We start from the raw sequence: 23,724 nt of genomic DNA on the forward strand, positions 1-23,724 counted from the left end.
CCCTCCTCATTAAATTGTTTCATACGTTTGGTATTCTTCTTTTCCGAGCGCAATTTTTGCCTGCGTTCGATCCTCTTCTCTTTGGAAACTAATTCGTAAAACTCCGAGCAATCCTTCTCGCGCTTCTAATATTTGCAAGTTCGTAATACTAATTTCTTCTTCTGCTAGAATGCTTGTGATATGGGCTAATGCCCCTACTTTATCTAAAACGTCGACGTATAAGTCGTGATAGGCAGGAATCGCCCCTCTTTTTCGAACTGGTAAAGAGTCACGATATTCTTTCGCATCTGCAAAATAACTTTGTATTTCTCCTGCATCTCCTTTAGAAACCGTCTTATATAGCTCTTCCATTTCTGAAATCCATTCTTCTAATAGTTCCAATAAATGCCCGCGATTTTGCTTTACGATATCACTCCACATTTTCGGACTACTTGATGCAATACGTGTTATATCTTTAAATCCGCCTGCCGCTAGTTGATGAATAAGCGGATTATCACCAGCATGTTTCTCAACTTGTTTTACTAATCCTGCTGCAATTAGATGTGGAAAATGACTAACTATTCCTGTTATATAATCATGTTCTTTTGTATTTAATACAAGAAAATGAGAGCCTGTTCCTTTTAACCATTCTTTTAGCTCGTCTACTTGATCCGCCTGCACGTGATTCATTGGCGTTAAAATGTAAAATGCGTTTTCAAAAAGGTGTGCCTTTGCACTTTCAACTCCTGTTTTGTGAGAACCTGCCATCGGATGACCGCCGATAAATGAAACTTTCTTTGTTAATAAAGCTTCTGCTTCATTCATGATTGTCCCTTTCGTACTTCCTACATCGGTAACAATGACATCTTCTCGTAAATGAAATGATGCAAGTTTGTGTAACAACTTTTTCGTTTCTTCAACTGGAGAGGCAAATACAATTAAATTTGCCTCCTCACATGCACGCTGTAAATCTACTGCTACTTCATCAACCACATGTAATTCTTTTGCGCGCTCTACTTGCTCTTTAAATATGTCATAACCGATAATCGTTACATCGTGCTCTTTTTTAATCGCTAATGCAAGAGAGCCTCCTATTAATCCAGTACCGATTAATACTACCTTTTTACACATTTGTCTCATCTCGAGACTTACCTTTTTTATTTTCAAAGTGTTGTTTTAACACTGAAATCACTCCTTCATTTTGTTCCCTAGTTCCGATTGTAATACGGACACCATTTGGGAACGGACGAATAATAAACCCTGCATGCGCACAAGCTTCATAAATTTCCCCAGCATCATCTACCGGCAAGAAGATAAAGTTCGTTTGCGACGGATAAAATGGAATTTTATTTTCCGTACAAAAACTCTCGTATTGTTGTAATCCTTCTGTATTAACACGAACTATTTCTTCAATAAACGCTTCATCGTTAAAAGCAATCGTCGCTGCTTTTTGCGCTAATGAAGATACGTTAAATGGCAAACGTACGACATTTAATTTCTCAATTAACTCTTCCTGTCCAATCGCATAACCAACGCGGAAAGAAGCTAATCCGTACGCTTTAGAAAACGTTCTAAGTACAAGAATGTTGTTATGTTTTTCTAGAAGCGTTAATGTCTCAGGGAAATCTTTTGCTGTTACGTATTCATAGTACGCTTCATCAATGACAATTAACGTATTTTCACTAATGCTTTCAATGAATTGAGTCAATTTTCGCTCATTCACATATGTGCCTGTCGGGTTGTTCGGATTACAAATCCATACGATTTTTGTATGTTCATCAACTGCTGAAGAAATTTCATCTAGATCATATACACCGTTCTTTAAAGAAATTTCTTTCACTTCACAGCCTTCAATAATTGCATGATGACGGTACTGAGGGAATGTCGCGCCAGCAGTTACGATATTATCTCCTTTACAGAGCACTGCACGACTTATAATTTGAATGACTTCATCAAGTCCACTACCACAAAGCACTTGTTCCATTTGCACTTGTAATTTCTCTGCAATTGTTTGACGGAGTACTTCAGCACCTCCGTCAGGATATAAAGCATGTTCCTGCCACGATTTTTGTAATTCTCCTAAAACACGAGGTGAACAGCCAAATGGATTTTCATTTGATGCTAACTTAACAAATGAATGATTCCCGTATACTTCTTTCATTTGCTCTGGTGATTTACCTGGTTTATAAGGTTGTAATGATGATAGTTGATCTTTTACTCGCATGTTAAATCCACCTTTTCATTAAAATTCTTTTGCGTATTTGTTATGTTGCGAAATATTTTGTTTTAGTAATTCCATGCGATCTTTTCCGAATTGCTCGACTAGTGCACCGGCAAGTTCCCATGCAACGACAGCTTCAGCTACAACACCTGCTGCTGGTACTGCACAGCTATCAGATCTCTCAATACTCGCTTGGAACGCTTCTTTCGTATCAATATCTACGCTTGCTAACGGTTTATATAATGTAGGAATTGGCTTCATTACGCCTCTTACGACAATTGGCATACCTGTTGTCATACCGCCTTCTAAACCGCCGGCATTATTCGTATTTCTCGTGTATCCTTTTTCTTCATCCCATAAAATTTCATCGTGCACTTTACTTCCCGGCTGTCTTGCCGCTTCAAAACCAATTCCGATCTCAGCACCTTTAAACGCATTCACGCTCATAATAGCACCGGCAAGTTTTGCATCTAATTTGCGGTCGTAATGAACGTAGCTACCAACTCCAATTGGCATTCCTTCTGCAACGACTTCGACAATACCGCCTATAGAATCTCCGCTACTTTTCGCATCATCAATCGCATTCATCATCTCTTGTTCTACTTCTTTATCTAAACATCGAACTGGTGAATTTTCAGTTATCGTTTGAATTTCTTCAATTGGTAAGTTTGAAATACGCTTCGCTTGTACCCCACCAATTTCAAGAACATGTCCTGCGATTTCCACGCCTAATTCTTTCAAAATTTGTTTCGCAACTGCACCAGCAGCAACACGAACTGTCGTTTCTCTTGCAGAAGAGCGCTCTAATACGTTTCTTATATCACGATGGCCGTATTTAATTGCCCCGTTTAAATCCGCATGTCCTGGACGTGGTTTCGTTATAGTACGTTTCATTTCTTTACTTTCTTGCTCCGAAATTGGTTCAGCACCCATTACTTTCGTCCAATGTTTGAAATCATCATTTTTTACGATTAACGTAATTGGTGAACCAAGTGTCATTCCGTGACGTACACCACTTGCAATTTCAACTGTATCTGTTTCAATTTGCATGCGTCTTCCGCGCCCATGCCCTTTTTGTCTTCTTAATAATTCTTTATTAATATGTTCCGCTGTTAATGTTAAACCTGCTGGTACACCTTCTAAAATAACTGTTAACTGCGGCCCATGTGATTCTCCAGCTGTAATATATCTCATTTCTCTTGCCCCTTTACTATTTTTTTGTACAAAAAAGTCCCTACTGAGCGCTCAGTAGGGACGATGTTTATCGCGGTACCACCCTAGTTGTAGACTTCTTTCGTCTACCTCTCTTCTTCTTTAACGATCGTTTGACCGTCTTTCTCTCCAAAAGTTGGCGGGAAAGATGCTCCAAGGCTGTAATTCATGCTTACCTTTGTACTGATTCACACCGGCCATCAGCTCTCTTTAACAGTGAGATAAGCACTACTGTTTCCTCTTCAGTGCATTTATGATATGGAATTAAGATAATTTATTTTTGAAACCTTTTAACTCATCCATGAATCTATGGAATTCTGGAATATCCATTTGTTGCGCAGAATCTGATAACGCAACTGCTGGGTCTGGATGAACTTCAGCCATTACTGCATCTGCTCCAATAGCAAGTGCTGCTTTCGCTGTTGGTAATAGTAAATCTCTACGTCCAGTTGAATGTGTTACGTCAACGATAACTGGTAAATGTGTTTCTTTCTTTAAAATCGGTACTGCTGAAATATCTAATGTGTTACGTGTCGCTCTCTCGTATGTGCGAATACCGCGCTCACAAAGAATAATTTGGTCATTACCTTGTGCAATAATGTATTCCGCTGCATTAATGAACTCATCAATTGTTGCTGCTAACCCACGTTTTAGTAATACTGGCTTATTAACTTTACCTACAGCTCGTAGTAAATCGAAGTTTTGCATGTTACGTGCTCCAACTTGAATTACATCAACGTATTCTAGCGCCATTTCAACATCGTTCGGATTTAAAATTTCACTAATAATCGCTAAGTCGAACTCATCTGCTACTTGGCGTAAAATTTGTAAACCTTCTACTCCTAAACCTTGGAAATCGTATGGAGATGTTCTCGGTTTGAAAGCACCACCGCGCATTAATTTTAAGCCTTGGTCTTTCATAGCTTGCCCTACTTGGCGAACTTGCTCTAAACTTTCTACCGCACAAGGTCCCATGATGAACGTTTGTGTTCCGTTTCCAATCAATTCACCTTTAACATTAACAATTGTATTTTCTTTTTTCTTTTTACGTGAAACTAGTAATGCTTTACGGTTATCATCTTCTTGTAATTCTAAGCTTGCTTTGAAAATCGTTTTGAAAATATGTTGAATCGTTGACGTTTCGAATGGTCCTTCGTTATGCTCTGCAAGCATATCAAGTACTTCACGCTCACGTACTGGATCAAAGCGTTTCGTACCTTGTACTTGTTTTTGCTCCCCAATTTTTTGAACGATTTCACCGCGTTTGTTTAATAAGTGTAATAATTGTAAGTTAATTTCATCTACCTGTTTACGTAATTGATCTAATTCGTGATTTGCCATTTGGAAATCCTCCTCTAATGTTTTAAAAGTATAGTAAGAGAATAAAAAATTCTCTATTTTCTGAACTGGTTAATTATACAAATTTAAAGTGGAATCGATACCTCTTCTTATTTTAAACTAATAATTACCATAAAGACACTAACTACTAGTTAATAAGCCACTTTTTTGTACAAAAAAGCCCTACTGAATAAATCAGTAGGGACGATATTTATCGCGGTACCACCCTAGTTGTAGACTTATTTCGCCTACCTCTCTTCATTGTTAACGATCATCTGACCGTCTTTCCCTTCATAAAGACAATAACTATCTTTACTACGAAAAAGATGCTCCAGGACTGTAATTCGCTCTTGTTTTTGTACTGGTTCGCACCAACCACCAGCTCTCTGTTACAGGGAAACAACAACTACTGCTTTTCCTTTCAATGCATGACTATTTTATTTTCAAGTTGGACCACTAAAATACAAAAAGTCCCTACTGAATAAATCAGTAGGGACGATATTTATCGCGGTACCACCCTAGTTGTAGACTAACTTTCCGTCTACCTCTCTTCACTGTTAACGATCAATTGACCGCTTTTCCTTCATAAAGACAATACTATCTTTACTACGAAAAAGATGCTCCAAGACTGTAATTCATGATTATCCCTGTACTGGTTCACACCAACCACCAGCTCTCTGTTACAGTAAGACTAACCACTACTGTGATCTCTTCATTGCACTTTGTTTATTCAAATGTTTTTGAAATTGAATAAGTATGATTCGTATTATAGAACGCTTTTCAAAACACTGTCAATAACTTTTTATATATTTTTTTAAAATTCCACTTCCGCCCTATGATTCCTCTTGTAAATTCTCCGTTACGATTCCGATGCGAATTATTTCATTTTCTATTAAATTTAATACATGTCTTTCTACTTCATACCTGGTTAATAGTTCTTTTATTTGTATGATCTCACTTTCAAGTAAATCGGCTTCTTGACACGTCTGAAGTAAAGTGAAAAACACATTTGCATACAATTCTTTATACGCTTTCATACGCTCTTTCTTTTCAAGTATCTCTATAAACAACTGTTTCATTTCTTCTTGATTAGATTGTCCTTCCACACCTTGAAATTTACTAGAAATAATATTTAATCCTTTTTCTAAAACCTCATCCATGCATAAAACAATACGTAAAAGCATCATATATTCTCTCGTTGTTATTACGCCCATTTTCGGACGTTCTCTTAAAAACACACTAAGCCACGCTGTCCAAAATTTTTGTTGTTCCTTACCACTTAACGTTTTTACGTAGTAGCATAAATACCGCATAAATTTAATTTTATTCTCTTCGTTTTCTTGCATCAAAAGTGGATATAACCAATCTGTTTTTTGCTCCCAATATAATACGCATTTAATAAATACAAAGCTAAGCCATTTTAAAAATGCTTCTCTCGTATATGGATGTAGTGCATCTAAATGTTCTACTGCATACTTAATATATCGCCTTATTTCTGTAAACAAAGGTAGATTAATTTGCGTATAACATAATCCCGCCCACGCATATTTCGTAAGCTCACTTTCTTTCTTTAAATCTAAGTAAGGTAATACATTTTTCCGACACCATTGCTTCTCAATATGGTATAAAAACGTAATATCTGCTGTTAAACGCGCAAACATGAAGTTCGTTCTTTCCGAAGTAACCCTTACCTGCTCCTCAAATAAAAATAAATATTCATACACGTTGCGATCGTATAAATGATCATATGCTAGCAGTTTTAGTAATACAGCAGTCATCTTCCCAACAGGATGCTGAATAGATTCATTGTAAAACTCTTGTTTTCCAATCTTAAAATCCGATTCCCCTCTCATAACTTGTGGAAGTACAGAAAAAGCAAAGCGTTTTACAATCCTTATACTATTTTCATCTAACTCTTCTAATCGATTACTAATTTCATATAGAAAACTACTAATTAACCAATGAAAAGCAATATTTCTAATAAATTTCTGCAATAACGGAATGATTTTTTGAATTTGTTCATTCGCCAAATTCCGGTTATTTCGCCACTCTCTAATACACACAAACCATACTTCATTACTAATTTCGTGCACGCCTACTAGTTGATAAGCAAACGAAATACTCCACTCTACATTCAATTTACACGCTTTTGATAACATCTCTAAAAAATGGCGTTGTTCAAAAACACCGTCTCTTGAAAATTGCCGAACTTGCTCCATTATTTCATCGTCTTTCAGCTGCAGTAATCCATCAGCTGTTACATTGCATGTAATACGTTGTTCATTTGCCTCTTTCTTTGGAACACTGTATAGATCTGAAGAAAAATGGGGGTGTTTCTGTTTCATTAGCTCGTATCCTTCCGCCGTACACTTACTATTCGAATCACACGTGAATAGTAAGTCTAATACAAGACAAGCATCAAACGCCCTCTCTTCTGCAAGATACTCTAATACATGTTGAATTACTTCTTCTTTCGTTTCCTCTAAAGCATCTGCGTAATAATTCTTTAAAAGTTGAAACACTTCATGTTTACATGTGAAATCTAACAGAACATCTACATGTAACAACCACTTCAGTTTGTCATCCGCTGTAACGAATACATTATTAATCATTGCTTCAATTGCAATTCGCTTTTGAAGTACACTATCAGTTTCTATCATTTCTGTAATATAATGATTTGCTTTTTTCTCATTGTTTTCACATAAATATGTAAGACACTCTTTTACAATTTGAATTAAAAATGTAAAATCATTTTGCTGTAACTCCTGCTCTGAAATTTCTCTATCTCTTCTTTTCAGTGCATTTTGTCTTAATGACAATAGTTGTATCTTTTCTAACCCTGTAACCATAATCGGATTTGCGTAGTAAGCGATATGTGGTCTCATTTTCTCTTTCCAAATTCGCTCCACATGAGAAAAAATAGGCATCGGTATACGACTCGATTCCTCGAGTTCAATCGACTCTTGCGTATCATTTCCCCATCTTCTTACACGCTTCAATTTAAGTTTCCCGTCTAAAATAAACGTTAATAGCAACAAGCCAATTTCTTTATGCTCAGGGAAAGAACATTTTTGCAATAAATATGTGATCATTTCAATAGAGCTACTATCTTTCTCTGCTGTTTCTAATAAAAGCAATGTCCATCTTGCAAACAACAAAGGGTCCATCGTTTCTTTCGTTTCGTTTAAGTAAGTACAAATCGTTCGCCACCATAACGGGGATACTTTAGAATGATTTTTAAAAATCAATTGAAATAGTTCTTTTTGATGACTAAATAGAAATTGCTCCACCAACCATTCCGCAAGCAACTCATCTACTTCATCATAATTTGCTGTAAGCAGAAATAAATTTCTTAGTTTCCCTTCTGCTTCAAGCCATTCCACCCATTCATAATCACGAGCAAATTCAACGAAGTACCGAACGGTTTCAATTTTTTTTATTGACTGTTTTATATAGGATAATTGCTCCTGCTCTACTGATGGAGGAACGGTTACAATATCACGAATACGCATTCTTTTCGTAATATAATTATCCCCCATTAATTCCGCCCACCGCTTCACCGCTTTCACAAGCGCCTGATGATTATTTACTTTATTTGGATACACAATTGGTCTTATCCCTAAATGCTCCCAATGATATGTATTATCACCTTGTGCGACGAAAGCATAACGCCTTGTACTCGGTGGTAAGCCTGTTGCTAAATATTTCATTACAGGATCATTATGACTATACCCAACGAATAAAACAGTGTAATTTGAGAATAAATCAACTAAAAATCGTCTCGCCCATCCTTCTGTTAAGTAAGCCCTTCCAAAATCACCATCCGTTAAAATTAAAGCTTCTTTCTCTTGTTCTACATTCCCATGTATGTAAGCCAATCCTTTAAACGCTCTCCCTGTCGGTAAAGCAGGTGCATAATAAATATTCAGCTCTCTATTCATTTCTGTAATTACAGACGTAAAATGTTGATCAAAGTTTGTCGTTACAATTCGAACATCCGTATCTAACGGAAACAGCCTTGGAATCGCATAGTGTAATGGATTTGGTTTTGATTTTTCTATATTAACGAGGTCTCTTGCAACTTGATGCACATCTTTCGTTTTCGCAATTTTACCGAGATAATAATCGTGGGGTTCTGTCATCTCACGCCTTTCGACATATAAAGCTTTCGAAATTTCATCAACTAAATCATCGAAATTCGGTAAGTTTGATTTCCCCTTCATAGAAACTCCTGCTCCAACGAATAATACTAACTTACCTTGTTCAAGGTGATCGATTAACTCATCTGGAATTTCTACTTCTGAAGTTATCCACATCCCGGATTCCCCCTTACCTAAAAATGTCATACGCTCTCATTTCACTATAACATTTTTTGATTGTTTTTTTAATATTTAGATAAAATTTCAGCATGATAAAGTTTTATATAAATTAAACCGTTCCAATGTATGAACTCCTGAATTTATTGTAAAACTATGTATAAATGGGAGGTGTAAATATTGAGTGATATTACTGTAATACTTATCAAATTTATATCATGCATCATCGCTTTTAGTGTCGGACTAGCTCTATTTTTCCCAGCAACGCTCGTCCAAATCATTTCTTTTAGTCTCTTCGTCACAATCGTTTCTTATATGTTTGTTGATAAAATGATTTTAAATCGAATTGGCAATTCCGCTGCCATTATGACGGATTTCTTACTTACGTATTTAAGCGTTTGGATTTTTGGTAATATTTTATTAGACAACTACATGCAAATTGCATGGGGCAGTATCCTTTCTGCCATCGTCTTTACATTATCAGAAGTAATCGTCCATCGCTTTTCTAATTCCCACACAAGGCACAGCAATGATAACATTCGAATTAATCGCCGGTTTGCATATGGCACGGAGTTTGCTGAAGAACAGAATGTGTTGGATAAAGATAAGAAGAAATAAAGCCATAATTACTGGTGCAAAAAAGTAGCTGTCTCATCAGTCGAATTTTTGACGATGTGGCGCTCCTTTTTGTTTTTTGTACTATCAATACGGTGAATGAAATTATATCAACGATTCGACAAGAAATATCGATTTATCGACAACGTTTGATAGCCTATCTTCAAATAAAAAAGCTGCCCCATTAAGAGACAGCAACTTCTGTAATTACGCTTTTACTTTTAAATCTTTTAACGTAATAACATCTGCAAATGATCCAAACACAACATTATGATGTTTTACAATATCTTCAGCGCGAAATACATCTGTGTCAAATGTGCTATGTGCATCACTTACTAATGTTACTTTATACCCTTCACTAAACGCTCTTCGCGTTGTCGTATCAACACAGTACTCTGTTTGCATTCCTGAAATAATAACATGCTCAATCCCTTTTCCTTGTAACACTTCGTTTAAGTTTGTCTTATGGAATGAGTCTGGAGTCGTCTTTTCAACGACAAGCTCCCCTTCTCGCGGTGCAATCGCCGCATGCACTTTCCAGCCATCTGTCCCTTTTTCTAATGGATGATCCTTAGGTCCATTATGTTGGACATAAATAACCGGAATACCATTTGAACGACATTCCCCAATGAGCTCTTGCAACGTTTCTAAAAACTTTTCCCCATTATGTACTGGGATTCCTGCTGTATACATACCCGCTTGCACATCAATAACTATTAATGCCTTTTTCATTTCACACAGCTCCCTTTATTTTTATAAGCCCCTGCATATTTATTATAATTGTTTATATTCTACCATCCAACAATCTTCTAATTTCCCCTCATGCAGTTCATGTTTCTTTAGTATCTTCACCTTTTTAAATCCGCATTTTTCATAACAGCTTATCGCACGTTCGTTATTTACTTTAGGGTCCATTGCAATTGCTTCTGCATCCACTTCTTTCATAATGTATGTAATTGCTGCTTGAACAAGTTTTGTTCCAATTCCTTTTCCCCAAAAGATCGGTTCACCGATAAATTGGTCCATGCCCCATACATTCTGCGATTCTTCATATCCATATAACGCTTTCCATTCAAAATCAACTGGATACATTTGAATGTAACCGATTGGCATTTCATCAAATTCTACTAAGCATCTTTTTTCATTACTGTTTGGATTATGTATAAAATGGGCAAGTACCTTTTCTACAGATTGCGGATTATCTCGTCCTTCGTAATACTGCAGGACTTCTGGGTCTGTTAGCCATTTTGAAATGATAGGTGCATCGTTTTTTATTACGTATCTAACTAATAAATTTTCTTTTTGAAATAACATGTAGCACCTCGTTGCTAGTATTTTATAAACTGCTAAACTTTATTTTACATCATCATCTTTCTTATTTAATTACCTCTACTCCCCCCATGTATGGACGCAATACTTCTGGGATTATAATTGAGCCGTCTTCTTGTTGGTAGTTCTCTAAAATAGCTGCTACTGTACGCCCTATAGCTAACCCAGAACCATTTAATGTGTGCACAAATTCTGGTTTTGCACCTGGTGTACGACGGAAACGTATGCTTGCACGACGCGCTTGGAAATCTTCACAGTTTGAGCAAGAAGATATTTCACGATATCCCCCATAACTTGGTAACCAAACTTCAATGTCATATGTTTTCGCAGCTGGAAATGCTATATCAGCTGTACATAATACGATAACTCGATAAGGTAATCGTAATAATTGTAGTACTTTTTCGGCATTCGCAGTTAATTTTTCTAACTCATCGTATGATTCTTCTGGCTTGGTATACTTAACCATTTCAACTTTGCTAAATTGGTGCTGGCGAATAAGCCCTCTCGTGTCACGTCCTGCACTACCAGCTTCAGAACGGAAACATGGCGTATGAGCAGTAAAATTAATAGGTAATTCTGCACCATTTAATATTTCGTCACGATAATAGTTCGCTAATGGTACTTCCGCTGTTGGAATTAAAGAGTAATCTGTGTCTTTTAATGTAAATACATCTTCTTTAAATTTTGGGAATTGTCCTGTTCCTATTAAACTATCGCTATTTACGATAAACGGTGGAATTACTTCCGTATATCCATGTTCTTCAACATGTAAATCTAGCATAAAGTTAGCTACCGCTCGCTCTAAACGTGCTCCCAAGCCATTGTAATATACAAAGCGGCTTCCTGTTACTTTTGCTGCTCGCTCAAAATCTAGTAATCCTAATTTTTCAGCAACTTCCCAATGTGGTTTTGCTTCAAATGAAAATTCGTTTATTTCTCCCCACTTACGTAATTCAACATTATCGTCTTCTGATGATCCAATAGGCACTGTTTCATTAGGTATATTTGGTAATGTCAATAATATAGAATTCAATTTCTCTTCTACATTACGTAACTCATCGTCTAACGTTTTAATACTTTCTCCTACTTCACGCATTTCACTAATAAGTTCATTTGCATCTTGTTTTTCACGCTTTAACTTCGCAATACGCTCAGATACTCCATTACGTTTACTTTTTAATTCTTCTACTTCTACTAACAGTTCACGACGATTTTGATCTAATTCTTCAAATGTATCCAATTCAAGAAACTCTCCACCGCGATTAATCCATTTTTTCTTTACTTCTTCAAAATTAGCACGTAATACTTTTACATCTAACATGTCTTATCTCTCCTTTAATAAGTGACTAATGTCATCTTCTTCATTCACGTTAAGCTTTTAAGATAGGGAATTTCACTAAAAAAACACAAAAAACTCCCGTCCCTATAAAAGGGACGAGAGTTAACCCGCGTTGCCACCCTAGTTGAAAGCATAGAATATAAAAGCTTTCCACTTAAAAAATTAACGGTTTTTAACCGGAAACGATTACTAACTTCACATTGAAGGGTTTCACATTGAAGGGTTCCACATTTCGCTCAAGGACGGATTCACAAGCGCTTTCTATCGGTTTACACCACCCACCGACTCTCTAAAAGAAAAGATACTTGTTACTATTTCCTTTCATAGCTTTTAAACAATATAAATTTTAATTATCATTACTTTACAATAATTCTGTTTATTTTTCAAGGAAATATTGTATCTTTAAAATAAAGTATTCCTATAATCAAACAACAAATAAACTGGAGGTTATTTGCGATGTCCCATATCACTTTGAAAGCAATAGCTTCTATAAACTGGCGAGAAGCGCTTACTAAAACAATTTTCAATGTAACAAAGCAAAAAACTAAAACAATTTGGAGATGAGAATTTGAAGTCAACATTAATTATTCTTCGAGGAAACTCCGCAAGTGGCAAAACAACAATCGCAAAAGAACTGCAAGAGCATTTTGGCCAAGGGACACTACTAGTCTCTCAAGATGTCGTACGTAGAGATATGTTAAAAGTGCACGACACAATGGGTAACTTATCTCATGATTTACTATTTGAAATTACGAAGTATGGAAAAGAAAAATGTGAATTTGTTATTTTAGAAGGTATACTAAACAGTCGTAGGTACGGTGATATGTTAAAAGAATTAATACATTATTTTGAAGGAAATGCCAATACATATTATTTTGATTTATCACTTGAAGAAACGATTAGACGGCATAATACTAGAGAAAAACGACTTGAATTTGGAGAAGATTTATTAAATAAATGGTATAACCCGCACGATTTAATTGAAGTTGATAGAGAAACTATTTTTACAGATGATTTCACGCAAAAAGATATATTCCATGCGATTGTTAATGATGTGACACATCAAAAATAAGACTGATTTTTTATGTCAGTCTTATTCTTTTATGTTCCTTGAATTTCAGTTTTCATAACGGAACAATCTTTACATAAGTAATAATATATATTCATCTCACCGAACAGAAAATCAACTACTGAAATAAGTTCCCGTTCTTCAAGATCTTGTGTAATTGTAGCAACATATTTCATCTCTTTCGAACAAGTTGGACATCCTAAATCTTCTGGAACATCACCATATAAAGGCGCTCCTAACAATCTACATATATATTCCGAACCGAATAAGTCAAAAGCTTCCCAGTAACTATCTTCATCAGTAGGTATATCTTCATTTTTCATATTCGTGAGCTTTACATTAGTTTTTGGAAGATTGACCGGTAGCTTATCCTCAGCTTCCATAATCCACTCTTCCGTATTGTCTTGTTTTATTATTTGTACCGCTTTGCCCCCATTACTTAATTGAAAATATTGCGGCTCCCACACCATCGCACAATTCAAGCAAGAGATGAATGGTAATACAATCAATTCATCATTTTTAAGTTCAGCAAGTTTCTCATCTTTCAAATCAAAACAAAAAATTTGATGCATTTTCTCACCGCATAACTTACACAATGGTACTTCACAATCTTGACCACCGAAATAATGATTATATGAATCTTTCCCTTCCATTACTCTATACCCTTTTATTCCATCCCAATGTTCGCCATATAATTCCATTGTCATTTTTATTCCTCGCTTCATTTAAATCTGATCCACTTTATTATAAGAAAATAAACATTACAAGTCGTCATCTTCCTGAATAGTTTCTATAATAAAACCTTTTAAATTTGGGGCTATTTCTTCAATTTCAGCATCTTCGTGATACCAAATATATATTTCATCATCCATTATTCCGTTATTTATTTTAAAACACAATTTATCCCCTGAACCATCGTCACCAATTATAATAAGATCTTCAGGCATATGCTCATCGCTCAACTCAACGTTTTGTCTAACTATATCATCCCAAGTTTTCACTAAATTTCTATTATCTTTAATAGGATATAGTATCCATTCTCCTATTTCGGCGTTATTAACTAATTTAAAAAGATCCCTATATTGTGCTGGAAAAATAGCACCTAACTTTTCTTCGGTTTCTTTTATATGTAATTCAAATACTCCTTGTTTCTTTGTTTCAATATATCCTCTTACTTTTTTCATGAAATACACCTGTCCTTTAAACTGAATTACAATATTGTAATTCAAAATATAATTGCCAATAAACCGCAACTTCATCACTTTCAGCCTGATTACTCCAACAATTATGTTATATAAAAATGCTATGTAAATGATTTAATCGGTTTTATTTGTATATTTCATTATACGTTAACTCTTCATTGCCATCATACTAGTATTCTGTATTTCCCGATAAATTTCAGTTCCACACCAAACCACAAACTCACTTAAATAAAAATTAAAACTCAGCTCGTTCTTAATATATTTGTATTTTATAGACATAATACAAGTTTCATGTTTAATTTAAGTTTTGGTGCAGATTTAGCAACACATCCCTTAAAAAGCCTATGTCAGATCAACAAAATTCCCCAATGAATTACACTAACTCAAAAACAAAAGCCAGTCTCAATATTAGAGAACTGACTTCTATTTGGATAACTATAATTATTATAAAACTTTTACTTTAACAGTTTGTCTTCCCCAGTTCATAGCTTTACTTTTTGAACCCATTAAAACATCAATACGATTTCCTTTAATAGCACTACCAGTATCACCAGCAATAGCTTCTCCATAACCTTCTACCCATACTTTAGATCCTAATGGGATTACCTTCGGATCTACTGCGATAATTCTCATATTAGGATTTGCCGTTAAATCATGACCCATCGCAGTTAAAACGCGTCCACCATATGTACCATTTTCACTTGGATCAGCAGTATATGCTGTCGCTACTACCGTTAATTCACGTTTAGCAGACTGTGTGTTATTTTTAGATACTTCTTGTGTCTTTGTTGCTTCTTTTGCTTTCGCTTCTTCTTTCGCTTTTTCTATTTCTCGTGCTTGCGCTTCTTCCTTAGCCTTTGCTATTTCTTGTGCTTTTTCTTCTTCTTTTGCTTTTTCTATTTCTCGTGCTTGCGCTTCTTCCTTAGCCTTTGCTATTTCCTGCGCTTTTGCTTTTGCTTCTTCTTTTGCTTTTTCTATTTCTCGTGCTTTTGCTTCTTCCTTAGCCTTTGCTATTTCTTGTGCTTTTGCTTCTTCCTTAGCCTTTGCTATTTCTTGTGCTTTTTCTTCTTCCTTAGCCTTTGCTATTTCTTGTGCTTTTGCTTCTTCCTTAGCCTTTGCTATTTCTTGTGCTTTTGCTTCTTCCTTAGCCTTTGCTATTTCTTGTGCTTTTGCTTCTTCCTTAGCCTTTGCTATTTCTTGCGCTTTCGCTTCTTCTTTTACTTTTTCTATTTCGTTTACTTTTGCTTCTTCCTTGGTCTTTGCTATTTCTTCTGCTTTCGTTTCTTCCTTAACTTTTACTCTCTCTGTTACTTTCGCTTCTTCTTTAGGCTTTACTATTTCTTCTGCTTTCGTTTCTTCCTTAACTTTTACTCTCTCTGTTACTTTCGTTTCTTCTTTAGGCTTTACTATTTCTTCTGCTTTCGTTTCTTCCTTAACTTTTACTCTCTCTGTTACTTTCGCTTCTTCTTTAGGCTTTACTATTTCTTCTGCTTTCGTTTCTTTCTGCTCTTTTGTTGTTTCTTTCGCTTTTGCTATTTCTTGTACTTTTGCTTCTTTCTGCGTTTTTACTTCTTCCTTTGCTTTAACTGCTTTTTGTACTTTCGCTACTCGCTTCGTTTTCTCTTCAGCTTTCTTTTCAATTGGTGCTGTACTTGATAGGAAAGAAACATTTGCATAGGCTGTTTTTCCTTTATACTCAAATTGCAGCCATCCATCTTTTACTTGATGTGTTGATTCAATTACATCATCTTGTTTCAGTCTGCCAAGAATTTCTGATTCTGTGTTTGCTTCAGTACGTACATTTAACAAATTTGCTGTTACATGGTAAATATCTTTTGTAAACTCCGAACTTACAAATACTTCTTTACCATTTAACTCAATTTTTGACCACCCATCTTCGATATTTATGACTTTTAACTCTTGCCCATTTTTTACTTTTTCGACAACTTTTGATTCTGTAGTCGGTTTTTCACGTACATTGAGTACATCTGCTGTTACGATCGTTTCTGCGGTAACAGTTGTAGTAAATGCCCCCAATCCAAAAAACGTTGCTGTTGCTGCGCCAATTATTTTTTTCATAATAGCCTCCATTACATTTTTTTTGAATTCTATGAAATCCTTCCATTAAATTAGGGAATTCCACAGAGTATCAAAACATTTGTAACAGTATATTAATACCACTTAATATACTGTTTTTAAAACTTCCTACTCCAATATTATCAAATTTTCATTTCTAATTCTATACATTATAAATCTATTTATCTTCTATAAACTCTTCATGACCTTCTACTTCACACTAGATCGTTGTCGCAATTCCTGCCAAGAATAAACTTACAATTGCTAAAAATGGCGTTCCAGCTATTGCACCTCTTAAGTGAAACTTATAGTCTTTATATCCTTTCATTCCCTCAGTACTAGGAATAACAACAAATCTTGGAGTAATCCAGCAAAATATAAGCCAATCGATTATTAATAAATCTACTAAATTGAAAATCATTACAATCCCAAAAGTATGTAAATAGGCTTCAATATACAATAATTCCCCATGGTGATGTAGTATATATGTAGAAACTAAAGGCGTTCCGAAGAGAATAATATTGTAAATAATTCCGAAATAAAATGTTTGTTTTTTCTCATTTATCGATTTTGGCAAAACTACTTTTTGAATATCTTTCGGATAATCATTTAACCAAAGGCGAGGATTATAATATGCAAACCCTAATATCATAATAGACAGTATAAAAGACATGGAAATACCAACAATCACCATTTGTTCAAATTGCCCCACAAATGTCCCTCCTTATTTGAAATTTTGACGTACGTAATTCACTTAATTAGACATTGTATGCATGTTATGACTTAAAAATCATCTAATACCATTAATAAAATTTTTTCATTACAATCCGCTTTTTCCTAACGTCCATTCTTATTTCTTGCAATATGCATGCAAATTTAATAAAGTGAACATCTAATTAGTGTTGTTGAATTTCGCTAATTATTACAGAGTACATATTTTCAAATTTACATAAAGATAGGATTGGTGAAACGAATGAAAATCGAACATATAGCACTTTGGGTAAATGATTTAGAATTAATGCGTACTTTCTATACAAAGTACTTTAATGGTAAAGCAAACTCTTTATATCATAACGAAGCAAAGCAATTTGAATCTTATTTTATTACGTTCGAATCTGGAGCAAGGCTTGAACTTATGCGTAAAAAAGGTATAGAAAATGAGCCTAACCTTAATATTACTGGTTATGCACATATGGCATTCTCAGTTGAAAGTGAAGAACGTGTAAATGAACTAACAAAAACGTTAAAAGAAGCTGGTTCTCCTTTATTAAATGGACCACGTTTCACTGGAGATGGCTATTACGAAAGTGTAATTAGTGATCCGGAAGGCAATCAAATAGAAATCACTATTTAACAATCGTTTATCTTTTCTGAAGAACAATTAAAAATTCGTTTGGAGGAATCCGATGCATAAACTACATTTCAAAAAATTTGAAGCAACAGATTTTAGTCCATATTTCCAACTCGTATCAAATAAAGAAGTGATGGCGCAAATTACTGAGCGCGCTATTCCGCTAGAAGAGGCACAAAACGACTATGAAAAATTGTTAAGGCGCAATGAAAAGCATAAACTGTTTGGGTCTTATAAAGTTTATGACAGTGCAACAAATGAATTTATCGGCCTTGGACATGTAACAGTGAATGAAGATCATGTAAAAGAAGCTGAAATTGGGTATATGATTTTGCCAGAGCACTGGGGAAAAAGATATGGTAGTTATATTGCAAGAGAATTAATTGAAATAGCGAAGCAGACAGATGTAAACGTACTAAAGGCAATTATCGATCCAAATAATATCCCCTCTCGAAAAATATTAATAAACGTTGGTTTTACATCAGATGTAGTTTGTGAGATTGATGGATTACCTGGGGAAATTTTAAGTATATATATTTAACTTTATTAAGGCAATGCTACATTTGAGATACATGTAGTGTTGCCTTTTATTTATTATCTCGATTCCCCGATAGGCCCGAAAATCCCATTCTAGGAATAATCCCCCTCGCTCATTCATCTACTTATAACGTATAGTCAGTTCTATTTTTCTATTTGATTTTACACCTGACGACTAACATTTTAGCTATTTTATTATGTGACAAGGAGAGAAGACTTAAATGAGTAATCAAAATATTGAACTTACAGGACGTATCGTAACTCCCGGAAATCCAGAATATAATTCCGCTAGAGAGGAATTCAACACATTTTTCAACAAATTCCCATTAATCATTGTCTTTGCTCAAAATACACAGGATGTAGTAAATGCAGTTCGCTGGTCGAGACAGCATAACGTACCTATGCGCATGCGCTCTGGTCGTCATAATTACGAAGGGTTATCCGTTAACAATGCTGGAATTGTAATTGATGTAAGTGAAATGAAGCAATTAGAAATAGATCATAATCGTGGGACTGTTACAATCGGAACTGGATGGAGAAACCTTTCTTTAACTGAAACGCTCGCAGCTGAAGGGTTAGTTGTACCAAGCGGCGTTTGTCCTACTCCTGGTATTGCAGGTGTTACATTAGGCGGTGGACATAGTATACTCTCCCGTCCATGGGGATTAACTCTTGATCATTTAATTGAGCTAGAGATGGTTGACGCGAACGGTTGTATTATACGAGCCAACGCTAATCATAATTCGGATCTCTACTGGGCATATCGAGGTGCGGGTGGTGGTAACTTTGGAATATGTACTTCCTTCAAGTTTCGAACACATAAAATTAATACAGTGGGATTTGCGGAAATAAGCTGGGACTTAAAAGATTTAAAATCTGTACTAAATTCTTGGCAAGAATACACTCTTCCTTGCGCTGATAAGCGATTTACAAGCACCCTCTTCATGTCTTCAGGGGTGGAACCATCGTTACTGATGCAAGGAGTATTCCTAGGTTCAGTTCAGGAATTGCAAGCACTTCTGCAGCCATTATTACAAGCTGGTTCACCGTTAACAGTAACTATAGAAGAAATACCTTGGGTAGAAGCTGCAACACGAATTGCTGCAACACAGCCTATAGCGCCTTTACCATTTAAAAGTGTAGGTCCATATTTGTATGCACTATTGCCAGAAGAAGCACTCACGATCGTCGATCACTTTATAAACAATTCCCCCCAGCATGCAACAACCTCTCTATTTTTCCATGGCTTAGGCGGAGCCGTAGCAGACGTATCGAACGATTCTACAGCATATTTTTACCGAAAAGCACTTTCGAACATGTCAATATTCTCCACTTGGGATCAAGAAGAAGGTGCTGCCGCAAGCATTCGATGGACCGAAGATTTCCGATTAGCAATGTTACCATACACAAAAGGCGTTTACGTTAATACACCTGACCTTTCCATTAAAGATTGGCCAGATGCTTACTATAGCTGTAACTTTGACCGGTTAATGGAAGTAAAGGCTAAATATGACCCGAAAAATGTTTTCAACTTCCCGCAAAGTATTCCGCCCTTTTAATAGTCGATACTGAAATTTATAGTTTATATTTCTAGCAAAAAAAGAACGATTTTCCCCATAAAAATTATGGGAAGAATCGTTCTTTTTCTATGCTGGATGTATTTCATTTCTTTTTTCATCTTTTTTTAATGTTCTTTTCATCCTAATTTCATCTGAATCTCATTCTTATTAGTTACACTCAGTTTATACATAAATAACTAGTAAGGAGGAATCATATATGAAAAATTATGAGACGGACCAAAATAAGAATAGAGATAATATCCCTCTTCCTGATGAAGTCACTTCTGTTTCATCACGAGGTTGGCAAATGCTGAACAAAGTTCCAGAAGTCACGATTTTCTTCTGGATTATCAAAATCATGGCAACTACAGTGGGTGAAACAGGCGCGGACTTCTTAAATACAAACTTGAACTTCGGCTTGACTAAAACGACCTTTGTTATGAGTGCTCTCTTGTTTATAACACTGTTCTTCCAGTTCAGGTTGAAGAAGTATGTTCCATCGGTTTACTGGCTCACTGTTTTGCTAATTAGTATTGTTGGTACGCTTGTCACCGACAATCTTACGGACAACTTCGGGGTCGCTTTAGAGACTACAACCATCGTTTTCACCCTTTTGCTACTGGCAACTTTTGCTGCTTGGTATGTGAGTGAGAAGACACTGTCCATTCACTCTATTTACACAACAAAACGTGAAGTATTCTACTGGTTGGCTATCCTATTCACCTTCGCATTAGGTACTGCAGCTGGTGATCTCGTAGCAGAAAGTCTCAACTTAGGTTACTGGATTTCGGCGCTCATATTTGCTGCATTAATTGGGGCTGTAACCGTCGCTTACTATCGCTTCAAATTAAATGCAGTGTTGGCCTTTTGGATCGCTTATATTTTAACTCGTCCTTTCGGCGCCTCTTTTGGTGATTATCTTTCACAGCCTCACGATTCCGGTGGTCTTGGTCTCGGTACCGTGGGAACTAGCGTAATCTTCCTCGTAACAATTTTGAGCTTAGTTATTTATTTGACTAAGACGAAAAAAGACGTGAACCCGAGCGTACATTAATATATATTTTATCTGAACCTTAAAATAGGTGACATGATTTCCTAATCGTTAGTACAAATTTAAAAAGGCAATACTACTGGTCGTATTGCCTTTTTATAAAACAAATCTACTCCATCCGGAAAAAATACTTCTAGAGCTTTTTATATGTTTGTGTTGGATGATTCTTCCCTAATACTGTCTGAAGTCTCTATGATTTTTTTGTGTTTACTTATATAATCCCTCCTGCGGACACCATACTTTTGTAACCATAGTAAAAGTAAAAATATTTAACTAGGTGTACATTCGTAAATTTGTTTACATAATAATATTATGTAAACAAAACTAACCTTTTAACGAAATTGTACCTTTTTTCCTACTAACATACATACTAACTACATTACTAATGAGCGCTAAAGTAAAAATAACTGCACCCATTAAAAATGTTTTATTAAAACTATATACAATTCCTTGTTTATGTTGCTGCTTCATCTGTTCGTATAACTTGTTAGCCTCTTCAGACTTTAATATGCTGTATTTATTTTTATCAATTCCTTTCATCGCTTGCAACACCTGTTCTCTTTCTATAGTTGTTACATTACTTTTTTCAATCACAGTCATTACTTCTTTATTTACTTTTTCTTTTTCAACTAACAATTGATGATTCCAAAACATGACCAGTATTGCTACCCCTATAATACTTCCGACCGTTCTAGAGATATTACATACGCTTGAAGCAACACCTGTTTTCTCCGCTGGCACACTTAAAACCGCAGTTGTTGTATACGGTGCTAATGTGCACCCTGTTCCAATTCCAACGATCACTAATCGCCATATATAATCCCATGTAGTAAAGTTTGAATCTATATGACTAAATAAATACGAGGCTATAATAAAAGCAATTATCCCTATACTACCTATTAATAAACTACCTCGTTTCGCCGCAATTGGTGTTACTAACCCTGTAACAATCATTGAAACAATTGCTAAAGTACTAATAATTAAGCCTGACTGTAGTTCAGACATACCTTCTATTTGAACGAAATAAAAAGCAAGTATAAATAGAAAGTTCATTAATCCCATACCAACGAAAAATAAGGAAAGGTTTGAAATTGAAAACTCTTTATATGAAAACAACTTTAAAGGTAACATTGGATTATTACTTTTCTTTTCGATAATGAAAAATAATATAAAATTTATTAATGAGAGCATAAAAAGAAGAATTAAGCTTAACGTGCTTAATTGATTTGTATTTACTTGTATAAGTGCATATACAAGTAAGCATAGTGCAGATGCAGAAGTAATCATACCCGCCCAATCTATTTTAGAACTTGCAGTATGATCATACGTTTCTTTAATACAAAGAATCACGAAGATTAAAGATAATATACCTACTGGGACATTTATAAAAAACACCCAGCTCCAATTCAATTTATCAGTTAAAACACCACCTAGTAAAGGCCCAATTGCCGCTGCTAACCCTCCGAAAGCCCCCATAATACCGCCTATCATACCTTGTTTCTCTTTCGGTACTAACTTTAGACCAAGAGGCATAGCAACTGGTACGATAACCGCTGCTGAGATTCCTTGTATTATCCTAAAGGCTATTAATATATGAAAAGAAGTGGCAATACCACACATTAGTGAACTAATAGAAAACCCTAATAAACCGATAATATACAGCTTCTTGCGACCAAACTGGTCCGCAAGACGTGCTGCAATTAATAAACACGATACAAAGGCAACGTTATAACTATTAGCAATCCAAGAAATGGTGTCAATTGACGTATGAAATGTCTTTGTCATTTCTGGTAATGCGATATTCACAATGTTTGAATCTAAAATTGCCATAAAAAACCCTGCAATTAAAGCAATTAATGCAAATGTATTCCTCAATTCCCCTACCCCTATTCGTTTTCTTTATTTAAAATCCCATTCATAAATAAATTTACACATGTCCCTATATACTCTTCTAACTGAATTTCTTCTTCCGCTATACTAACATTCATAATGTATAAAAACAGTTGTCCATAAAACATATTCGCTATTAAACGATAGTTACATGAAGCAATATGCCCCTTCTCTCCAAGTTGTTTTAAATAGGTTTCTAAATGATCTACTAAATGTGAATTCAACTCATGCAGTAACGTTTTCATTTCACTATTTTGTCTTGATTCTATTAACGCAGCCCAAATATAATTTAGCTTCGGCAAATTGATTTGAATATATGTTTCTGCCACTTTCGTAAGGTCCTTTTGTAAATCACCAGTAAATTGCTCTTCTATTTCCTCTAACAAAGCCACTGGTGTCGTGCGTAAAATAATACTTTCTCTAAATAGGTTCTCCTTATTTTTAAAATTACGGAATATCGTTAATTCGCTTACCCCAGCTTTTTCTGCCACTTCACGAATTGTTGTCGCTGTATACCCCTTCTCACCGAATAATAAAGTAGCAGCTTCCATAATTTTTTCTCGCGCTGTTAATTTCCCCATCTTTCTTCCTCCATTCAATATGTAAGTAAGTGATTACTAACATATTATCATAAAAGAAA

General features: G+C 35.4%; 20 protein-coding genes and 4 other annotated features. Of the genes, 6 read left to right on the top strand and 14 right to left on the bottom strand.

All coding sequences use genetic code 11. The features are described from left to right. Nucleotides 1-9: 9 nt before the first annotated feature. The 5 genes from tyrA to MR066_RS02255 all read right to left on the bottom strand — a co-directional run bounded on the left by tyrA (nucleotide 10) and on the right by MR066_RS02255 (nucleotide 9,096). On the bottom strand, nucleotides 10-1,110 hold the full coding sequence (tyrA, locus tag MR066_RS02235) for a prephenate dehydrogenase (protein WP_002084896.1): 1,101 nt from the start codon (nucleotides 1,108-1,110) through the stop codon (nucleotides 10-12). Next, entirely contained in the window at nucleotides 1,103-2,203 is a 1,101-nt protein-coding gene (gene hisC / locus MR066_RS02240; protein WP_242245790.1) for a histidinol-phosphate transaminase, read from the bottom strand. The genes tyrA and hisC overlap by 8 nt, the downstream gene beginning before the upstream one ends. Nucleotides 2,204-2,221: 18 nt before the next feature. Beyond that, nucleotides 2,222-3,394, bottom strand: coding sequence for a chorismate synthase (aroC, locus tag MR066_RS02245; protein WP_012261155.1), 1,173 nt, complete (start codon nucleotides 3,392-3,394; stop codon nucleotides 2,222-2,224). Nucleotides 3,395-3,447: 53 nt separating this feature from the next. After that, nucleotides 3,448-3,667, bottom strand: a binding site (T-box leader). Between the two features lie 9 nt (nucleotides 3,668-3,676). Further along, the gene (locus tag MR066_RS02250; RefSeq protein ID WP_002013433.1) at nucleotides 3,677-4,753 is read right to left on the bottom strand and encodes a bifunctional 3-deoxy-7-phosphoheptulonate synthase/chorismate mutase; all 1,077 of its coding nucleotides are present in this window, start codon (nucleotides 4,751-4,753) and stop codon (nucleotides 3,677-3,679) included. A 194-nt stretch (nucleotides 4,754-4,947) separates the two neighbouring features. Further along, nucleotides 4,948-5,184, bottom strand: a binding site (T-box leader). Between the two features lie 54 nt (nucleotides 5,185-5,238). Further along, nucleotides 5,239-5,475: a binding site (T-box leader), on the bottom strand. A 108-nt stretch (nucleotides 5,476-5,583) separates the two neighbouring features. Beyond that, entirely contained in the window at nucleotides 5,584-9,096 is a 3,513-nt protein-coding gene (locus MR066_RS02255) for a DUF4020 domain-containing protein (RefSeq protein WP_242245792.1), read from the bottom strand. A gap of 150 nt (nucleotides 9,097-9,246) precedes the next feature. On the opposite strand from MR066_RS02255, the gene MR066_RS02260 reads away from it, so the two are divergent. Continuing rightward, nucleotides 9,247-9,684: a YndM family protein gene (locus MR066_RS02260; protein ID WP_242245793.1), complete on the top strand. Its 438-nt coding sequence runs from the start codon at nucleotides 9,247-9,249 to the stop codon at nucleotides 9,682-9,684. A gap of 204 nt (nucleotides 9,685-9,888) precedes the next feature. On the opposite strand, the gene MR066_RS02265 is transcribed toward MR066_RS02260, so the two are convergent. From MR066_RS02265 to serS, 3 genes are all read right to left on the bottom strand, one after another. Beyond that, entirely contained in the window at nucleotides 9,889-10,413 is a 525-nt protein-coding gene (locus tag MR066_RS02265; protein ID WP_242245794.1) for a cysteine hydrolase family protein, read from the bottom strand. A gap of 42 nt (nucleotides 10,414-10,455) precedes the next feature. Beyond that, the gene (locus MR066_RS02270; RefSeq protein ID WP_242245795.1) at nucleotides 10,456-10,995 is read right to left on the bottom strand and encodes a GNAT family N-acetyltransferase; all 540 of its coding nucleotides are present in this window, start codon (nucleotides 10,993-10,995) and stop codon (nucleotides 10,456-10,458) included. 61 nt (nucleotides 10,996-11,056) lie between these two features. Continuing rightward, a complete protein-coding gene (gene serS, locus MR066_RS02275; protein WP_242245796.1) occupies nucleotides 11,057-12,331 on the bottom strand; it encodes a serine--tRNA ligase in 1,275 nt (424 codons plus the stop codon). A gap of 106 nt (nucleotides 12,332-12,437) precedes the next feature. Continuing rightward, nucleotides 12,438-12,683 (bottom strand) — a binding site (T-box leader). Nucleotides 12,684-12,917: 234 nt separating this feature from the next. Between serS and MR066_RS02280 the strand changes: the two genes are divergently transcribed. Next, entirely contained in the window at nucleotides 12,918-13,421 is a 504-nt protein-coding gene (locus MR066_RS02280; RefSeq protein ID WP_215586481.1) for a kinase, read from the top strand. 29 nt (nucleotides 13,422-13,450) lie between these two features. On the opposite strand, the gene MR066_RS02285 is transcribed toward MR066_RS02280, so the two are convergent. The 4 genes from MR066_RS02285 to MR066_RS02300 all read right to left on the bottom strand — a co-directional run bounded on the left by MR066_RS02285 (nucleotide 13,451) and on the right by MR066_RS02300 (nucleotide 17,408). Next, nucleotides 13,451-14,125 (bottom strand): hypothetical protein, encoded by a 675-nt coding sequence (locus MR066_RS02285; protein WP_242245797.1) that lies wholly within the window; start codon nucleotides 14,123-14,125, stop codon nucleotides 13,451-13,453. Nucleotides 14,126-14,179: 54 nt separating this feature from the next. Next, on the bottom strand, nucleotides 14,180-14,602 hold the full coding sequence (locus MR066_RS02290) for an SMI1/KNR4 family protein (RefSeq protein ID WP_098498497.1): 423 nt from the start codon (nucleotides 14,600-14,602) through the stop codon (nucleotides 14,180-14,182). Between the two features lie 462 nt (nucleotides 14,603-15,064). Then, a complete protein-coding gene (gene entB / locus MR066_RS02295) occupies nucleotides 15,065-16,699 on the bottom strand; it encodes a cell wall-binding protein EntB (protein WP_242245798.1) in 1,635 nt (544 codons plus the stop codon). A 217-nt stretch (nucleotides 16,700-16,916) separates the two neighbouring features. Beyond that, on the bottom strand, nucleotides 16,917-17,408 hold the full coding sequence (locus MR066_RS02300; protein WP_242245799.1) for a nitroreductase: 492 nt from the start codon (nucleotides 17,406-17,408) through the stop codon (nucleotides 16,917-16,919). A gap of 261 nt (nucleotides 17,409-17,669) precedes the next feature. Between MR066_RS02300 and MR066_RS02305 the strand changes: the two genes are divergently transcribed. From MR066_RS02305 to MR066_RS02320, 4 genes are all read left to right on the top strand, one after another. Then, complete coding sequence (locus tag MR066_RS02305; protein WP_242245800.1) at nucleotides 17,670-18,050, top strand: VOC family protein; 381 nt, start codon at nucleotides 17,670-17,672, stop codon at nucleotides 18,048-18,050. A 52-nt stretch (nucleotides 18,051-18,102) separates the two neighbouring features. Continuing rightward, nucleotides 18,103-18,588 carry a GNAT family N-acetyltransferase gene (locus MR066_RS02310; RefSeq protein WP_242245802.1) on the top strand — a complete coding sequence of 162 codons (486 nt, stop codon included), beginning with the start codon at nucleotides 18,103-18,105 and terminating at the stop codon, nucleotides 18,586-18,588. A 217-nt stretch (nucleotides 18,589-18,805) separates the two neighbouring features. Continuing rightward, nucleotides 18,806-20,143, top strand: coding sequence for an FAD-binding oxidoreductase (locus MR066_RS02315; RefSeq protein WP_242245804.1), 1,338 nt, complete (start codon nucleotides 18,806-18,808; stop codon nucleotides 20,141-20,143). Between the two features lie 217 nt (nucleotides 20,144-20,360). Further along, complete coding sequence (locus tag MR066_RS02320) at nucleotides 20,361-21,197, top strand: COG4705 family protein (protein WP_242245806.1); 837 nt, start codon at nucleotides 20,361-20,363, stop codon at nucleotides 21,195-21,197. A gap of 321 nt (nucleotides 21,198-21,518) precedes the next feature. Here MR066_RS02320 and MR066_RS02325 read toward each other — a convergent pair whose 3' ends face one another. Then, entirely contained in the window at nucleotides 21,519-23,069 is a 1,551-nt protein-coding gene (locus MR066_RS02325; RefSeq protein WP_242245808.1) for an MFS transporter, read from the bottom strand. Nucleotides 23,070-23,080: 11 nt separating this feature from the next. Further along, the gene (locus tag MR066_RS02330) at nucleotides 23,081-23,665 is read right to left on the bottom strand and encodes a TetR/AcrR family transcriptional regulator (protein WP_242245810.1); all 585 of its coding nucleotides are present in this window, start codon (nucleotides 23,663-23,665) and stop codon (nucleotides 23,081-23,083) included. Nucleotides 23,666-23,724: the final 59 nt, after the last annotated feature.

The organism is Bacillus cereus group sp. BfR-BA-01523 (assembly GCF_022662615.1).
GTDB classification, from domain to species: domain Bacteria; phylum Bacillota; class Bacilli; order Bacillales; family Bacillaceae_G; genus Bacillus_A; species Bacillus_A mycoides.

Excerpts from the sequence above, each read along its gene's own strand:
- tyrA (WP_002084896.1), bottom strand. The coding sequence starts at position 1,110 with ATGTGTAAAAAGGTAGTATTAATCGGTACTGGATTAATAGGAGGCTCT.
- hisC (WP_242245790.1), bottom strand. The coding sequence starts at position 2,203 with ATGCGAGTAAAAGATCAACTATCATCATTACAACCTTATAAACCAGGT.
- aroC (WP_012261155.1), bottom strand. The coding sequence starts at position 3,394 with ATGAGATATATTACAGCTGGAGAATCACATGGGCCGCAGTTAACAGTT.
- MR066_RS02250 (WP_002013433.1), bottom strand. The coding sequence starts at position 4,753 with ATGGCAAATCACGAATTAGATCAATTACGTAAACAGGTAGATGAAATT.
- MR066_RS02255 (WP_242245792.1), bottom strand. The coding sequence starts at position 9,096 with ATGACATTTTTAGGTAAGGGGGAATCCGGGATGTGGATAACTTCAGAA.
- MR066_RS02265 (WP_242245794.1), bottom strand. The coding sequence starts at position 10,413 with ATGAAAAAGGCATTAATAGTTATTGATGTGCAAGCGGGTATGTATACA.
- MR066_RS02270 (WP_242245795.1), bottom strand. The coding sequence starts at position 10,995 with ATGTTATTTCAAAAAGAAAATTTATTAGTTAGATACGTAATAAAAAAC.
- serS (WP_242245796.1), bottom strand. The coding sequence starts at position 12,331 with ATGTTAGATGTAAAAGTATTACGTGCTAATTTTGAAGAAGTAAAGAAA.
- MR066_RS02285 (WP_242245797.1), bottom strand. The coding sequence starts at position 14,125 with ATGACAATGGAATTATATGGCGAACATTGGGATGGAATAAAAGGGTAT.
- MR066_RS02290 (WP_098498497.1), bottom strand. The coding sequence starts at position 14,602 with ATGAAAAAAGTAAGAGGATATATTGAAACAAAGAAACAAGGAGTATTT.
- entB (WP_242245798.1), bottom strand. The coding sequence starts at position 16,699 with ATGAAAAAAATAATTGGCGCAGCAACAGCAACGTTTTTTGGATTGGGG.
- MR066_RS02305 (WP_242245800.1), top strand. The coding sequence starts at position 17,670 with ATGAAAATCGAACATATAGCACTTTGGGTAAATGATTTAGAATTAATG.
- MR066_RS02310 (WP_242245802.1), top strand. The coding sequence starts at position 18,103 with ATGCATAAACTACATTTCAAAAAATTTGAAGCAACAGATTTTAGTCCA.
- MR066_RS02315 (WP_242245804.1), top strand. The coding sequence starts at position 18,806 with ATGAGTAATCAAAATATTGAACTTACAGGACGTATCGTAACTCCCGGA.
- MR066_RS02320 (WP_242245806.1), top strand. The coding sequence starts at position 20,361 with ATGAAAAATTATGAGACGGACCAAAATAAGAATAGAGATAATATCCCT.
- MR066_RS02330 (WP_242245810.1), bottom strand. The coding sequence starts at position 23,665 with ATGGGGAAATTAACAGCGCGAGAAAAAATTATGGAAGCTGCTACTTTA.